Genomic DNA, 14,443 nt, shown 5'->3' with positions numbered 1-14,443 from the left:
CCCGTGCCGAAGACGTAGGCCGTTCGAGTGATCACGGGGCTGGTGACGGGGCCGCGCCAAGCGGACAATACGGATCATGCCGCGCCCTCCCCTGCTCACCGGCCCCGACGGCCCCTCCGGTCCGCTCACCCCGACGGCGGCCGGCGCCCGGCGCGCCGCCCGCCCCGGCCGGGCCGCCGCCGCCCGCTACCGGCCCCGGCTGGCGGCGCTCGCCGCCGGGGCGGTGCCGGTGCTCGCCTTCCCCGCACCCGGGGTGGCGGCACTCGCCTGGGTCGCGCTGGTCCCCGGCCTGTTGCTGATGCAGCGGGCCCCGGGGCCGCGCGAGGCGGCGGTGCGCGGCTGGTGGTTCGGCGCCGGGTTCATCCTGACCGGGATGTCCTGGCTGCTGTCCTCGGTCGGGCCGGCCCTGCCGCTGATCGCCGTGGTGTTCGGGTCGCTGCAGGCCGGGGTGGGCCTCGCGGTGTGGCGGCTGCTGCACCCGCCGCTGACGGTGCGCCGGGCGCTGCTCGCGCCGCCGGTGGTCGCCGCGGTCTGGCTGACCACCGAGTACGCGCGCTCCCTGCCGGCGCTGGGCGGGCCGTGGGCGCTGCTCGGCGCCACCCAGTGGCAGCACCCGGCCGTCCTGGCGCTGGCCTCGGCCGGCGGGATCTGGCTGGTCAGCGCCGCCGTGGTGGCGGTCAACACCGCCGTGCTGGTGGTGCTCACCGCCGTCGACCCGCGCCCGCGGGCCGCCGCGGCGCTGCTCGCCGTCGGAACGCTGGTGGCCGGGCCGCTGCTGTTCGCGCTGCGCCCGGCGCCACCGGCCGCCCCGGAAGGGGCCGAGGAGGTGCGGATCGCCCTGGTCCAGCCCGGGATCGTCGGGGAGCCGCAGGCCCGTTTCGAGGCCAGTGCCCGCGCCACCGCCGCCCTGGTCGGGCAGCACCCGGTGGACCTGGTGGTGTGGGGCGAGTCCAGCACCACCGCCGACCTCGACCGCGATCCGGCGGCGCTCGGGCGGCTGCGCGCGCTGTCCGCCGCGACCGGGGCCGAGCTGCTGGCGGGCGAGGACGCGCGCAAGGCGGACGGGCGGATCTCCAAGGACGCGGTGCTGGTGTCACCGCAGGGCGTGGTCGACCGGTACCGCAAGATCCGGCTGGTGCCGTTCGGCGAGTACATCCCGCTGCGACCGGTGCTCGGCTGGGTCGCCGGGGTCAGCCGGGCAGCGGGCGAGAACCGGGCGCCCGGCAGTGACCAGCACCTGCTGCCGACGGTGGACCGGGAGGGGCGGGCGCTGCCGGTCGGGGCGCTGGTCTGCTTCGAGTCGGCGTTCCCCGACATGGCGCGGACGGCGGCGCGCGAGGGCGCCCGGGTGCTGGTCTACCAGTCGTCGACCTCGACGTTCCAGCGGAGCTGGGCGCCCGAGCAGCACGTCTCGCTGGCCGCGATCCGGGCCGCCGAGACCGGCCGGCCGGCCGTGCAGGCCTCGCTCACCGGGGTGTCGGCGGCCTTCGACGCGCAGGGGCGGGAGCTGGCGCGGCTGAGTACGGACGACACCGGCGCCCTGGTCGTGCGGGTGCCGCTGACCGCTCCGGCCACGTCCACCTGGTACCTGCGGGTGGGGGACGTGGTGCCGCTGACGGCCGTCCTGGTGACGGCCGGCGCGGCGGCGGTCGCGCTGCGCCGGCGTCAGCCCCCGGACGCACCCCTGGTCTCCGAGCGGTAGTAGAGGCCGAACGCCGCGCCCAGCGGGTCGCGCAGCACGGCGATCCGCAGGCCGCCGCCCGGTACGTCGACCGGCGCCATCAGCACGCTCGCGCCGAGGCTGCCGGCCCGGGCGGCCGAGACGTCCACGTCGGCGACCGAGAAGTACGGCAGCCAGTGCGGCGGCACCTGCGGCGGGAAGTCCTCGCCCATGGTCAGCATGCCGCCGAAGTCCCCGTCGGCCAGGCCCCACTGGGTGTACTGCGCGGACGGGCCCGCCTTCCAGCCGAACACCGCCGGGTAGAAGGCGCGGGCGGCCTCGGGATCCCGGGTGAGCAGTTCCACCCAGCCGAGCGCGCCGGGCACGTTGAGCACCTCGGCGCCGCGCAGCCGGCCCGCCTGCCAGAGCCCGAACACCGCGCCGGACGGGTCGGCCACGATCGCGAACCGGCCGTAGTCCAGCGCGTCCATCGGCTCGACGACCACGCTGCCGCCCGCCGCGACCACGCTGCGGGCGGTGGCGTCGGCCTCCTCGACCAGGAAGGAGACGCTCCAGGCGGTCGGCTGGCCCTCGCCGTAGAGCGGGGCCACCGACGCGGCCACCGCGCCGTCCAGCCGCATGAACGTGTAGCCACCGGCCTCGGGGCGCTCGTCGGCCTCCGGCCGCCAGCCGAACAGCTCGCCGTAGAACCGCTGGGCGGCCACCGGATCGGCACTGCCGTGCTCGACCCAGCACGGCCCGCCGGTCGTCACCGTCTGCTGCTTCATCGCGGGCCTCCTCAGCCGATGTCCAGGACGACCTTGCCGCGCGCGTGCCCCGACTCGACGAGCGCCACCGCCTCGGCGGCGCGGGACAGCGGGTAGCGGCTGACGATGTGCGGGTCCAGTTCGCCCGCGGCCACGAGTTCGGCCAGCGCGGCCAGCGTCTCCGGGCTGGTGGACCGGGTGATGTAGCGGCCGCCGAGCTCCTGGGCGGTGGTCGGGTCGGAGGTGGAGACCAGCCGGGAGCGGTCGTCCAGGGTGACGGCGGCCGCCCGGGCGTCGTCCCCGCCGACCAGGTCGAGGATGCCGTCCACGCCGTCCGGCGCGGCCGCCCGGATCCGGTCGGCGACGCCGTCGCCGTAGCGCAGCTGCACCGCGCCCAGTGAGGTCACGTACTCCCGGTTGGCGTCGCCCGCGGTGCCGATGACGCGCACGCCGCGGCTGCGGGCGATCTGGGCGGCCATGCTGCCGACGCCGCCGGCGATGCCGAGGATCAGCAGGGTCTGCCGGGCGCCCACGCCGACGTCGCGGACCCCGTCGTCGGCGGTCGCCGCCGCCACCGGCAGGGTGGCGGCCTGGTCGAAGCCGACCTTCGACGGCTTCACCGCGCTCGACGCGGCGGCGAGCAGCGTCTGTTCGGCGAACGCGCCGGCCGCCGCGATCCCGAACACCTCGTCGCCCGGGGTGAACCCGGTGACGCCGGGGCCGACGCGCTCGACCACGCCGGCCGCCTCGGAGCCCATCACGGCGGGCAGTTCGCGCACCTGGCCGAGCCAGCCCCGGCGGACCTTCAAGTCGACCGGGTTCACCCCGGCCGCCCGGACGGTGATCGCCAGCTGCCCCAGCCCGGGCTCCAGCACCGGCCGGTCCAGGAACTCCTGATTCTCCGGCCCGCCGTAGTCGACGAACCCGAACGCCTTGGCCATCCCCGCTCCCACTCTCCGCTCGACGGCCCCCGCCCCAGCATGCGGGCGGGGGCCGCCCGGAGGTGGTTCTACTGGGCCACTCGGACGACCGGGATCCAGAGCTCGGCCTCGGCCCGGTCGCCGTCCGGCCGCACCCGCAGGATCTCGGGGCCGTGCCGGAACTCGTAGGGGTTGGAGGGGAACCACTGGGTGAAGACGTCCCGCCACAGCTCCTGCAGCGCGCGCGGGTACGGCCCGCTGTTCGCGAACACCGCCCAGGTGCCGGCCGGGAGCTCGCGCACGTCGAGGTCCGCCGGCGCCTCGCTCCCTGCCCCGGTCACCACCGCGTGGTAGTAGTCCAGCGGTACGCCCTCCTCCCGGCTGTCCGAGAAGAACTCGGTGACCGCGACGATGCCCTCCGGCTCCTGCTCCGACAGGGCCGCGATCCGGTCGATCTCCGCCCGCCCGAGGCCCTGGACGAACGCGGCGATCGCCGGGTTCACCCCCTCGTGGACCAGGGGGACCCGGGCCCGCCGGCCCACGATCCGCAGGGCCGGCCGCTCGATGACCCGGTACTCCATACTGCTGCTCCCTTCGACGACGAGCCGGAAGGACATCCGGGGCTGGGAGACCAGCACCGCGCCGGAGCGCCGGGCCTCGCCGGGGCCGACCCCGTGCATCGCCCGGAACGCCCGGGCGAAGGCCTCGCCCGAGCCGTAGCCGTGGCGGACCGCGACGTCGAGCAGTGTGCGCTCGCCGGCCAGCACCTCGGCACCGGCCAGGGTGAGCCGGCGCCGGCGCAGGTACTCGGAGAGCGGCATCCCGGCGAGCGCCGAGAACAGCCGCCGGAAGTGGTACTCCGATGTCACCGCGATCCGGGCGAGTTCGGCCGCGTCGACCTCCTGGCCGAGATGCGCCTCGATGTACTCCATGGCCTCGTTGAGCCGGTCCAGCACCGTTCCCCGCCCCCGTCCTTCCCTCTGACGCTCCTCACCGTAGGCGGCGGCCGCCCGCCCGGACCCGACATCCGGTGCCCGCTGCGGTCGGGTGGCACGGCCCGTTCACCGGGATCACCGGGATCACCGGGAAACGCGCCGCCTCCCCGGCCGGCGCCGCGGGGGCCGGTCGGGGAGGCGGGGTGGTCGTGCGGTGGTGCGGCGGCCTCGCGGCCGGGGGTCAGATCAGGCCCTGCGCCAGCATGGCGTCCGCCACCAGCTCGAAGCCGGCGATGTTGGCACCCAGCACGTAGTCACCGGGGCGGCCGTACTTCTCCGCCGTGGTGTGACAGGCGGTGTGGATGTTCCGCATGATCTCGGCCAGCCGCTCCTCGGTCCGCTCGAAGGACCACTCGTCGCGCGAGGCGTTCTGCTGCATCTCCAGCGCGCTGGTGGCGACGCCGCCCGCGTTGGCCGCCTTGCCCGGCCCGAAGGCCACGCCGGCCTCCAGGAACACCCGGACCGCCTCCGGCGTGGTCGGCATGTTGGCGCCCTCGGCGACGGCGCGCACGCCGCCGCGGACCAGCGCCAGCGCGTCCGCCTCGTCCAGCTCGTTCTGGGTCGCGCAGGGCAGCGCCACGTCCACCGGGACGCTCCAGACGCCGGTGCCCTCCTGGTAGCGGACGTGGCCGCCGCGCAGCTGGGCGTACTCGGTGAGCCGGCCGCGCCGGACCTCCTTGATCTCCTTCAGCAGATCGAGGTCGATGCCCTTCTCGTCCACCACGAAGCCGGTGGAGTCGGAGGCCGTCACCACGGTCGCGCCGAGCTGCTGGGCCTTCTCGATCGCGTACAGGGCGACGTTGCCGGAGCCGGAGACGGAGACCCGCAGGCCGTCCAGCTCCTCGCCGCGGGCGCGCAGCATCTCCTGGGTGAAGATCACACAGCCGTAGCCGGTGGCCTCGGTGCGGGCCTGCGAGCCGCCCCAGCCGATGCCCTTGCCGGTCAGCACGCCCGACTCGTAGCGGTTGGTGATCCGCTTGTACTGGCCGAACAGGTAGCCGATCTCCCGGCCGCCGACGCCGATGTCCCCGGCCGGGACGTCGGTGTGCTCGCCCAGGTGGCGGTACAGCTCGGTCATGAAGGACTGGCAGAAGCGCATGACCTCGGCGTCCGAGCGGCCCTTGGGGTCGAAGTCGGAGCCGCCCTTGCCGCCGCCGATGGCGAGGCCGGTCAGGGCGTTCTTGAAGATCTGCTCGAAGCCCAGGAACTTCACGATCCCGAGGTTCACCGAGGGGTGGAAGCGCAGGCCGCCCTTGTAGGGGCCGAGCGCGCTGTTGAACTCCACCCGGAAGCCGCGGTTGACGTGGATCCGGCCCTGGTCATCGGTCCACGGCACGCGGAAGATCACCTGGCGCTCGGGCTCGACGATCCGCTCGACGATCCGGGCGTCCGCCAGCTCGGGGCGGCGCGCCAGGACGGGGCCGAGGGTCTCCACGACCTCGTGCACCGCCTGGTGGAACTCGGGCTCGCCGGGGTTGCGGCGGAGCACCTCGGCGTACAGCGACTCAATGGCGGGGTTCCCGGCGTCGTGGGACGCAGCGGGCACGGGGGTAGCCGACATCTCTGAGGACCTTCCATGGTCTGAATCGACAGACAGGGCGCCTCCCCCGTCGTCCCGGGGGCAAAGGCACCGGCGGTCCCCTCGCCATTGAGGGCGTCACGGCGCAAAAAACACCAGCGCGGCAACTCCTGGACCGCTCGCGCGGGCACAGTCTCTCATTGCAACCCCCTGTTTGTCCGCCCCTGTCCGAGCGGACCTCTCCCCGCAACCCGCTCGTGAGCTGCGCCGACCCCCGATGGACCCCCTTCCGGATGTTGTTCAAATTGGAACTACCTAGTACCGTCGACACCCGAGCCCCACCCGAACCGCCCGTCACGAAAGGCCCGGCCATGCCGCAGCTGCAGCAGAACGATTCCTCCCAGGCCGCCGGCGCCGTGCGGGTGCGGGCCCGGGTGCGGATACCGCTCGCCTTCCCGGACGGGTACCGCACGGAGGCGGAGGTGTTCACCTTCCACGGGCTGGCCGACGGCGCCGAGCACCTGGCGCTGGCGCTCGGCACGGTGCCCGAGGGCGCGACGCCGCTGGTGCGGCTGCACTCGGAATGCCTGACCGGCGACGTCTTCGGCTCCGCCCGGTGCGACTGCGGCCCGCAGCTGCGCGAGGCCGTCGAGCGGATCGCCACCGCCGGCGGGTACCTGCTGTACCTGCGTCAGGAGGGGCGCGGCATCGGCCTGTACAACAAGCTGGACGCCTACGCCCTGCAGGACTCCGGCCTCGACACCTACGACGCCAACACCGCGCTCGGCCTGCCGGAGGACGGGCGCGACTACACCGCCGCCGCCCAGATGCTCGGCGCGCTCGGCGTCGGCGGGGTCGAGCTGCTGAGCAACAACCCCGACAAGGCCGCCCAGCTGGCCGCCCTCGGCGTCACCGTCGAACTCCGGGTGCCGACCGGCGTGCACGTCTCGGAGAGCAACGTCCACTACCTGCGCGCCAAGGCGGAGCGGACCGGGCACTCGATCGAGCTGTCCCGGCTGGTGGGCTGAGCAGCCCCGCGGCCCTGCTGCCCCGCGGCCTTCCTGCCCCGCGGCCGGCGGGCGCCCGTGCGGGCGCTCAGCCGGCGACCGGGCGCCCGCGCGGCTCCTCGGTGATCCGGCGGGCGATCTCGGCCGGGCGCACCGGGCGGCCGAAGTGCCAGCCCTGCGCCCAGTCGCAGCCGATGACGCGCAGCCGCTCGGCGTCCCGGCCGGTCTCCACGCCCTCCGCGGTGACGGTCAGTCCGAGGGCGTGCGCCATCGACACCAGGCCGCTGACGATCCGCCAGCCGGTCTCCTCGTCCTTGGCCGGGTCGTGCAGGTCGCCGACGAAGGAGCCGGCGATCTTCAGGCCGGAGACCGGCAGGTCGCGCAGGTAGGCGAGGTTGGACCAGCCGGTGCCGAAGTCGTCCACCGCGAGCGAGACGCCGAGGCCGACCAGGCCGTGCAGGGTGCGCAGCGCCTCGTCCTCCGGGCCGACCACGGTGGACTCGGTGATCTCCAGCTGGAGCCGGGCCGGGTCGAGGCCGGTGGTGTCCAGGATCCGGCCCAGGTCGCCGACCAGGGCGGCGCTGCGGGCCTGCCGGACCGCCAGGTTGACGTTGAGCTGGGGCGCCGCGTCGCCGAACCGCTTGATCCACTCGGCGGCCTGGCCGCAGGCCTGCTCCAGCACCCAGCGGCCGAGCGGCATGATCAGCCCGGTCTCCTCGGCGGTGGTGACGAACTCGTCCGGGCCGAGCACGCCGAGCTGCGGGTGGCGCCAGCGCACCAGCGCCTCGACGGCGGTGAGCCGGCCGTCGGCGAGCGCGTAGAGCGGCTGGTAGTCGATGAAGAACTCGCCGCGGTCGAGGGCGGCGGGCATCCGCACCGAGACCGCGTAGCGGGAGACCGCGCGGGCGTTCTCCTTGGGGTCGAAGAGGATCCAGCGGCCCCGGCCGGCCTCCTTGGCGCGGTAGAGCGTCAGGTCGGCGGCGCGGACGGCGGCGCCGGGGGTGGTGGTGGAGACCCGGCGCTCCAGGACGCCGACGCTGGCGCCGACGGCCAGCTTGTGGTCGCCGATCAGCACCGGGCCGGAGAGCGCCTTCAGCACGGTCTTGGCGGCGGCGACCGCCTCCTGCTCGCCGCGGCTGTTCTCCAGCAGGACGACGAACTCGTCGCCGCCGAGCCGGGCGACCAGGTGCCCGAGCGGGCCGAGCGCGGCCTTCAGCCGGGCGGCGACGGCGCACAGCAGCTCGTCGCCGGTGTCGTGGCCGAGGCTGTCGTTGACCACCTTGAAGCCGTCGAGGTCGACGTAGCAGAGGCCGAACCGGGCGCCCGGGTCCGGGTCCTCGAAGAGCTTCTCCAGCCGTTCGAAGAACGCCGCCCGGTTGGGCAGACCGGTCAGCGGGTCGTGGGTGGCCTGGTGACGCAGCCGGTCCTGGAGCCGGTAGCGGTCGGTGACGTCCTCCAGCATGGCCACCTGGTACTGCGGCACGCCGTCGTCGTCGCGGATCAGCGAGACCGTCAGATGGGTCCAGATGATCTCGCCGTCCTGGCGGTAGTACGGCTTGTCGAACTGGAAGTAGTCACGCTTGCCGCTGATCAGCTCCTCGTAGGCCTCCCAGACGCCGTCGGTGTCCTCGGGGTGGACGAGGTCGCCGACCCGGCGGCCGATCATGTCCTCGGGGCCGGCCCCGAAGAGGTCCTGGAGGGCCTTGTTGGCGGCCAGGATGTTGCCGTCGGTGTCGCCGATGCCGATGCCGATGGCGGCACTCTCGAACAGCGCGCGGAAGCGGGCCTCGGAGGCGCGCAGCGCCCGCTCGGCCTCCTTGCGGGCGACATCGGCGGCGGTGCGGATGGCCTCCTGCTCGCGCAGGGTGCGCTCGCGCAGCGCGGCCGCCCAGCCGGCCGCGAAGGCGCCGCTCAGCGCGGGGCCGCGGCCGTCGGCGGCGGGGTGGCGCTGGAGCAGCTCGACCGCCCGGGCGAGCACCACCGGGTCGGTGAAGTGGGCGTCGACCAGTTCGGCCCCGGCCGTGGAGGCCAGGTGGGGTTCGAAGGGGTGGTCGAGCTGGGCGCGGTGGAGCAGGCCCGCGGTCCGGGAGACGAGCCGGCCGAGCAGGCCGGGGTGGACCGCCGTCCCGTGGTCACCGGAGAGCAGCCGCGCCCAGTCCTCGTGGAACCGTTCGGCGCTGCTGCTCGGTTCCGGTGCCTCCGTCACGGACGGAGCCCCACGCCCGCCACGCCGGCGATCCGCTCGGGGTGCTCGCCGACCGTCCCGGGCTGCTCCGGGCGCCACTGCGGCAGGTGGACGATGCCGGGCTCGACCAGCTCGAAGCCCTCGAACATCGCGGCGATCTGCTCGTGGGTGCGCATGGTCAGCGGGGTGGGCGTCATCCGGTACAGCCGCTGGTGGTCCTCGGCCTGGTCGGGGCGGCTCTCCAGGGAGGCGTGGGAGAGCACGAGGGCGCTGCCCGGCGGGAGGGCGTCGCGGATCACCGCGATCAGCTTCCACGGGTCCTCGGCGTCCTCGACGAAGTGCATGACGGCGACCAGCAGGACGGCCACCGGCTCGCCGGCGGCGAGCAGGGCGGTCACCTCGGGGCGGGACATCAGGTCCTCGACGTCCCGCAGGTCGGCCTGGACGACGGAGCTGCCCGGGTCGTCCTCCAGCAGCAGGCGGCTGTGCGCGACGGCGACCGGGTCGCGGTCCACGTAGACGACCTGCGCCTCGGGGCGGATGGCGCGGGCGATCTCGTGCACGGAGTTGAAGGTGGGGATCCCGGAGCCGATGTCCAGGAAGCGGCCGATGCCGCGCTCGGCGGCGAACTGGACGGCGCGGCGCAGGAAGGCCCGGTTGGAGCGCATGATCTGCGGCAGTTCCGGCCACAGCGCGATGGCCTTGCGGGCCATCTCCCGGTCGACCTCGAAGTTGTGCGAGCCACCGAGGTAGTAGTCGTAGACGCGTGCGGCGTTCGGTTTGTCCAGGTCCGTGCCCTCCGGTACCCAGTTCGGTCGCCGCATCCTCGGGACTCCTTCGCTCCGGATCCGGTGGATCTGGTGGATCTGGTGGACCAGCCGCCGAATGTGGCAGCTGTGACTGATGAGACTACAAGCACAAAAGATCCTCCTCTGCACGCCGAACGCATGCAAGCGGAGTGACCCACTCCACCCCGGGCCGCGCCGCCGGCTCCCCGGCTCCTCCCGGCGCCGTGCCCAGCGCCCCGGCCCGCGCCGCTACAGTGCGTCCCGTGGACCCCAACCACTACCGGTTCCACGGGGTGTGGCGGCTGGCCGCGCCGCCGCGGGACGTGTTCGAGGCGCTCGCCGACGTCGCCGGGTACCCGGGCTGGTGGCCGGAGATCCGGGCCGTCCGGGAGACCGGGCCGGAGCGCGGCGAGGTGCTGGTGCGCGCGCTGCTCCCCTACCGGCTGGTCATCGGGCTCACCGTCGTCCGGCGGGACCCCGGCGCCAGGGTGCTGGAGGCGGCCATGCACGGCGACCTCACCGGCTGGTCGCGCTGGACGGTCACCGAGGACGGCGCGGGCGGCACCCTGGCCCTGTTCCAGGAGGACACCCGCCCGGCCAAGCCGCTGCTGCGCCGGCTCGCGCTTCCCGCCCGGCCGCTCTTCCGCGCCAACCACGCGGTGATGATGCGACGGGGCCGGCGCGGTCTGGCGGCGCACCTGGCCGCCCGCCGCGCGCCAGGCGACTGAGGCGCGCGCCCGCGTGCACCTGCGCACGCCCGCAGGCCTTCGTGCACCCCGGCGCACCCGGGTTCACCGACTGTTCACCCTTTCGCATCGCCCCGGCCTGCGGCGATGCGCCTTCGCCCGATGTTTGCGCGGCGCCCCCGCATGGTCCGGGGCAGACTGGGCAGGGTAGACCGGGCCGCACCCGTGTCCAGAAGGATGGTGAGTCCGGTGATACCCCTTCGACCGCCCAACCCCACCGACCGGCAGAGCACCGCACCGCGCGCCGACGCGGTGACCCCGCTCACCGAGTCGGCCGCCCGCAGCCACATGTCGGGCGTCTGCTTCAAGATCGGCCCGCCCCGGCTGGTCGGCGTCGAGGCCGAGTGGTTCGTCCACGACGACCGATGTCCCGACCGACCGGTCCCCCCGGAACGGCTGCACGCCGCACTGGAAGCACTGCCCTTAGGCGGCCCCGACGGGACCTCGCTCCCCTCCGGATCCCGCCTCACCCTCGAACCCGGCGGTCAGGTCGAGCTCAGCTCCCCGCCCGCCGACAGCCTCACCACCTGCGTCGCCGACACCCGGCGCGATCTCGGAGCCCTGCGGGCCGCCTTCGCCGCCCAGGGCCTTCGCCTCACCGGCACCGGCACCGACCCGCTCGACCGCCCCCGCACCATGGTGCTGGACCATCCGCGCTACCTCGCGATGGAGCGCCACTTCGACGCGGCGGGCCCTTGGGGCCGGATCATGATGACGGGCACCGCCTCCCTCCAGGTCTGTCTGGACTCCGGGACGGAGGACGGCCCGCAGGCCTACCGGCGCCGCTGGCTGCTCGCCCACCGGCTCGGCCCGGTCCTGGTCGCCGCCTTCGCCAACTCGCCGCTGCTGGACGGCCGCCCCACCGGGCACCGCTCCACCCGGCAGACCGTCTGGTCCCGGATGGACCCCACCCGCACCCTCGCCCCGGCGCCCGACCACGGCGACCCGCGCGAGTCCTGGGCCGGGTACGTGCTGGACGCCGAGGTGCTCTGCGTACGCCGCCAGGACGACCGGCCGTGGACCGCGCCCGCCGGAATGACCTTCCGCGACTGGCTGCGCGGCGCCGGCGAGCACCCGCCCACCCTGGACGACCTCGACTACCACCGCACCACGCTCTTCCCGCCGGTGCGCCCCCGCGGCCACCTGGAACTGCGGATGATCGACGCCCAGCCCGGCGACGGCTGGATCGTGCCGACCGCCCTGGTCACCGCGCTGCTGGACGACCCGCTCGCCGCGGACGCCGCGCTCGCCGCCCTGGAACCGCTGCAGCCGCCGAACGGCGCGGACGACCCGCGCCCGCCGCGCAGCGACCTGTGGTGCCGGGCCGCCGTGCTGGCCACCGCCGACCCCGCGCTGCGCCGGGCCGCCCTCGCCTGCTTCGCCGCCGCCGACACCGCGCTGGGCCGGCTGCCCGGCGCCGAACGGCTGCGCGCCACCGTCGCCGCCTTCGCCGAGCGCTACCCCGCGCGCGGCCGCTGCCCGGCCGACGACCAGCTGGACGCCCTGCGCTCCGGCACCCGACGCACTCCCCCGGAGGAGGCCGCACCATGATCGACGACGCCCGCGAGGCCGGGACCGCCCACGACGCCGGGGGCGCGCCCCCGCCGGAGACCGTGCCGCCGGGGACCGTGTCGCCCGACAGCGTGTCGCCCGAGGTGCTGCGCGAGACCATCGCCGTCGAACTGCTGGCCGCCCGCGCCCGTACCGCCGCGCTCACCGACTGCGTCGAGGACCACGACCTCACCGCCCAGCACTCCCCGCTGATGTCCCCGCTGGTCTGGGACCTCGCGCACATCGGCAACCAGGAGGAGCTCTGGCTGCTGCGCAACGTCGGCGGCCGGGACCCGATGCACCCGGAGATCGACCCGCTCTACGACGCCTTCCAGCACCCGCGCGCCGAACGGCCGGCCCTCCCGCTGCTGCCGCCCGCCGAGGCCCGGGCATACGCGGGCGAGGTCCGCGGCCGGGTGCTCGACCTGCTCGCCGCCAGCCCGCTGGAGGGCGCCCCACTGCTGGACGCCGGCTTCGCCTTCGGCATGATCGCCCAGCACGAGCAGCAGCACGACGAAACCATGCTGATCACCCATCAGCTCCGCAGGGGCGAGCCCGCACTCGCCGCTCCCCCGCCGCCGCCCGCCCCGGCGGACGCCGCCACGCTGCCCGCCGAGGTGCTGATCCCGGCCGGCCCGTTCACCATGGGCACCGACACCGAGCCGTGGGCACTGGACAACGAACGCCCCGCCCACCGCGTCGACCTGCCCGCCTACCGGCTGGACACCACCCCCGTCACCAACGCCGCCTATCTGCGGTTCCTCGCCGACGGGGGCTACGACGAGCCGCACTGGTGGACGCCCGAGGGCTGGGCGCACCGGCGGAGCGCCCGGCTGAGCGCACCGCTGTTCTGGCAGTACGAGGACGGCCAGTGGCTGCGCCGCCGCTTCGGCGTGCTGGAGCCCGTACCGCTCGACGAGCCGGTGCTGCACGTCAGCTGGTACGAGGCGGACGCCTACGCCCGCTGGGCCGGGCGCCGGCTGCCGACCGAGGCCGAGTGGGAGAAGGCCGCCCGGCACGACCCGGCCACCGGCCGCTCCCGGCGCTACCCGTGGGGCGACGGCGCCCCCGGCCCCGAGCACGCCAACCTGGGGCAGCGGCACCTGCGCCCGGCCCCGGCCGGCAGCTACCCCGACGGCCGGTCGCCGTACGGGGTACGGCAGTTGATGGGCGACGTGTGGGAGTGGACGGCCAGCGACCTGCGGCCCTACCCGGGCTTCCGGGCCTGGCCGTACCGGGAGTACTCGGAGGTCTTCTTCGGGCCGGAGTACAAGGTGCTGCGCGGCGGCTGCTTCGCGGTGGCGCCGGTCGCCTGCCGGGGCACCTTCCGCAACTGGGACTATCCGGTGCGCCGGCAGATCTTCGCCGGGTTCCGCACCGCCGCCGACGTCGACGCCGGTGACGGCGGGCGGCCCGGTGCGGGTGGCGCGGGCGGCCGCTCCGCCGGCTCCGCCGGCGACCGGTCCGGCGCGGGGGCCGGCTGATGTGCCGCCACCTCGCCTACCTGGGCGAGCCGGTGGCGCCCCGGACCCTGCTGGTGGAACCGCCGTCCGGGCTCTACCGGCAGTCCTGGGCGCCGCGCCTGCAGCAGTACGGCACGGTCAACGCGGACGGCTTCGGCCTGGGCTGGTACGCGGACGGCGACGAGGTGCCGGCCCGCTACCGCCGGGCCGGGCCGGTCTGGGCGGACGAGTCGTTCGCCGACCTCGCCCGGGTCCTGCGCACCCGGGCACTGCTGGCGGCGGTCCGCTCGGCCACCGAGGGCTGCGCGGCGGGCGAGGAGGCGGCCGCGCCGTTCGCCGCCGGGCGCTGGCTGTTCAGCCACAACGGGGCGCTGGCCGGCTGGCCGGAGCGGACCGGCGCGCTCGCCGCGCTGCTGCCGCCGCAGGAACTGCTCGGCCTGGTGGCCCGCACCGACTCGGCGCTGCTGTGGGCGCTCGCGCTGCACCGGCTGCGCGCGGGCGCCGGGCTCGGCGACGCGCTGGCCGACACCGTCGCCCAGACCGTCGCGCACACCACCGGGCGGATCAACCTGCTGCTCACCGACGGCCGGGAGATCGCCGCCACCGCCTGGGGCGACACCCTGCACCACCGGACGGTGCCCGGGCTCGGCGTGCTGGTCGCCTCCGAGCCCTCCGACGACCACCCCGACTGGACGGCCGTGCCGGACCGGTCGCTGCTGCTGGCCGGGCCGGACGGGGTGACCGTCAAGCCGCTCTGAGCGCGGCGGCCCGGAGCCGGCGCCCGGTTCACCTCACCTCACCTCACCTCACCTCACGTCTTCACTTCTTCACTTCCTGAACAG

12 protein-coding genes are annotated in these 14,443 nt (G+C 75.2%); 6 read left to right on the top strand and 6 right to left on the bottom strand.

Annotated features, from left to right (window positions below):
- Nucleotides 1–76 precede the first annotated feature (76 nt).
- Nucleotides 77–1,702 (top strand): apolipoprotein N-acyltransferase, encoded by a 1,626-nt coding sequence (lnt, locus tag ACFVVU_RS25140; RefSeq protein ID WP_387792332.1) that lies wholly within the window; start codon nt 77–79, stop codon nt 1,700–1,702.
- Here lnt and ACFVVU_RS25135 read toward each other — a convergent pair.
- The 4 genes from ACFVVU_RS25135 to gdhA form a co-directional block, all read right to left on the bottom strand.
- Nucleotides 1,666–2,448, bottom strand: a complete 783-nt coding sequence (locus ACFVVU_RS25135) for a VOC family protein (protein WP_387792330.1) — start codon at nt 2,446–2,448, stop codon at nt 1,666–1,668. The genes lnt and ACFVVU_RS25135 overlap by 37 nt on opposite strands.
- A gap of 11 nt (nt 2,449–2,459) precedes the next feature.
- Nucleotides 2,460–3,368 (bottom strand): NADP-dependent oxidoreductase, encoded by a 909-nt coding sequence (locus tag ACFVVU_RS25130; RefSeq protein ID WP_387792328.1) that lies wholly within the window; start codon nt 3,366–3,368, stop codon nt 2,460–2,462.
- Nucleotides 3,369–3,436: 68 nt separating this feature from the next.
- Complete coding sequence (locus ACFVVU_RS25125) at nt 3,437–4,303, bottom strand: GyrI-like domain-containing protein (RefSeq protein WP_380683230.1); 867 nt, start codon at nt 4,301–4,303, stop codon at nt 3,437–3,439.
- Between the two features lie 220 nt (nt 4,304–4,523).
- Entirely contained in the window at nt 4,524–5,903 is a 1,380-nt protein-coding gene (gene gdhA, locus ACFVVU_RS25120; RefSeq protein ID WP_387792326.1) for an NADP-specific glutamate dehydrogenase, read from the bottom strand.
- Nucleotides 5,904–6,232: 329 nt separating this feature from the next.
- Between gdhA and ribA the strand changes: the two genes are divergently transcribed.
- A complete protein-coding gene (gene ribA / locus ACFVVU_RS25115; protein ID WP_355374748.1) occupies nt 6,233–6,889 on the top strand; it encodes a GTP cyclohydrolase II in 657 nt (218 codons plus the stop codon).
- Nucleotides 6,890–6,956: 67 nt separating this feature from the next.
- Here ribA and ACFVVU_RS25110 read toward each other — a convergent pair whose 3' ends face one another.
- Entirely contained in the window at nt 6,957–9,074 is a 2,118-nt protein-coding gene (locus ACFVVU_RS25110; RefSeq protein WP_380686271.1) for a putative bifunctional diguanylate cyclase/phosphodiesterase, read from the bottom strand.
- Nucleotides 9,071–9,877 (bottom strand): SAM-dependent methyltransferase, encoded by an 807-nt coding sequence (locus ACFVVU_RS25105; protein ID WP_380686269.1) that lies wholly within the window; start codon nt 9,875–9,877, stop codon nt 9,071–9,073. Before ACFVVU_RS25105 ends, ACFVVU_RS25110 begins: the two co-directional genes overlap by 4 nt.
- 227 nt (nt 9,878–10,104) lie before the next feature.
- Between ACFVVU_RS25105 and ACFVVU_RS25100 the strand changes: the two genes are divergently transcribed.
- The 4 genes from ACFVVU_RS25100 to egtC all read left to right on the top strand — a co-directional run bounded on the left by ACFVVU_RS25100 (nt 10,105) and on the right by egtC (nt 14,359).
- The gene (locus ACFVVU_RS25100) at nt 10,105–10,569 is read left to right on the top strand and encodes an SRPBCC family protein (RefSeq protein WP_387792324.1); all 465 of its coding nucleotides are present in this window, start codon (nt 10,105–10,107) and stop codon (nt 10,567–10,569) included.
- A 207-nt stretch (nt 10,570–10,776) separates the two neighbouring features.
- A complete protein-coding gene (gene egtA / locus ACFVVU_RS25095) occupies nt 10,777–12,138 on the top strand; it encodes an ergothioneine biosynthesis glutamate--cysteine ligase EgtA (RefSeq protein WP_387792322.1) in 1,362 nt (453 codons plus the stop codon).
- The gene (egtB, locus tag ACFVVU_RS25090) at nt 12,135–13,622 is read left to right on the top strand and encodes an ergothioneine biosynthesis protein EgtB (protein ID WP_387792320.1); all 1,488 of its coding nucleotides are present in this window, start codon (nt 12,135–12,137) and stop codon (nt 13,620–13,622) included. The genes egtA and egtB overlap by 4 nt, the downstream gene beginning before the upstream one ends.
- Nucleotides 13,622–14,359, top strand: a complete 738-nt coding sequence (gene egtC / locus ACFVVU_RS25085; RefSeq protein ID WP_380686261.1) for an ergothioneine biosynthesis protein EgtC — start codon at nt 13,622–13,624, stop codon at nt 14,357–14,359. The genes egtB and egtC overlap by 1 nt, the downstream gene beginning before the upstream one ends.
- Nucleotides 14,360–14,443 lie beyond the last annotated feature (84 nt).

This window comes from Kitasatospora sp. NPDC057965, assembly GCF_042887135.1.
Taxonomy (GTDB): Bacteria; Actinomycetota; Actinomycetes; order Streptomycetales; family Streptomycetaceae; genus Kitasatospora.
This window is presented reverse-complemented; position numbering and strand designations above follow the sequence as displayed.

Coding starts and splice junctions, on each gene's coding strand:
- lnt (WP_387792332.1), top strand. CDS start 77: ATGCCGCGCCCTCCCCTGCTCACCGGCCCCGACGGCCCCTCCGGTCCG.
- ACFVVU_RS25135 (WP_387792330.1), bottom strand. CDS start 2,448: ATGAAGCAGCAGACGGTGACGACCGGCGGGCCGTGCTGGGTCGAGCAC.
- ACFVVU_RS25130 (WP_387792328.1), bottom strand. CDS start 3,368: ATGGCCAAGGCGTTCGGGTTCGTCGACTACGGCGGGCCGGAGAATCAG.
- gdhA (WP_387792326.1), bottom strand. CDS start 5,903: ATGTCGGCTACCCCCGTGCCCGCTGCGTCCCACGACGCCGGGAACCCC.
- ribA (WP_355374748.1), top strand. CDS start 6,233: ATGCCGCAGCTGCAGCAGAACGATTCCTCCCAGGCCGCCGGCGCCGTG.
- ACFVVU_RS25105 (WP_380686269.1), bottom strand. CDS start 9,877: ATGCGGCGACCGAACTGGGTACCGGAGGGCACGGACCTGGACAAACCG.
- egtB (WP_387792320.1), top strand. CDS start 12,135: ATGATCGACGACGCCCGCGAGGCCGGGACCGCCCACGACGCCGGGGGC.
- egtC (WP_380686261.1), top strand. CDS start 13,622: ATGTGCCGCCACCTCGCCTACCTGGGCGAGCCGGTGGCGCCCCGGACC.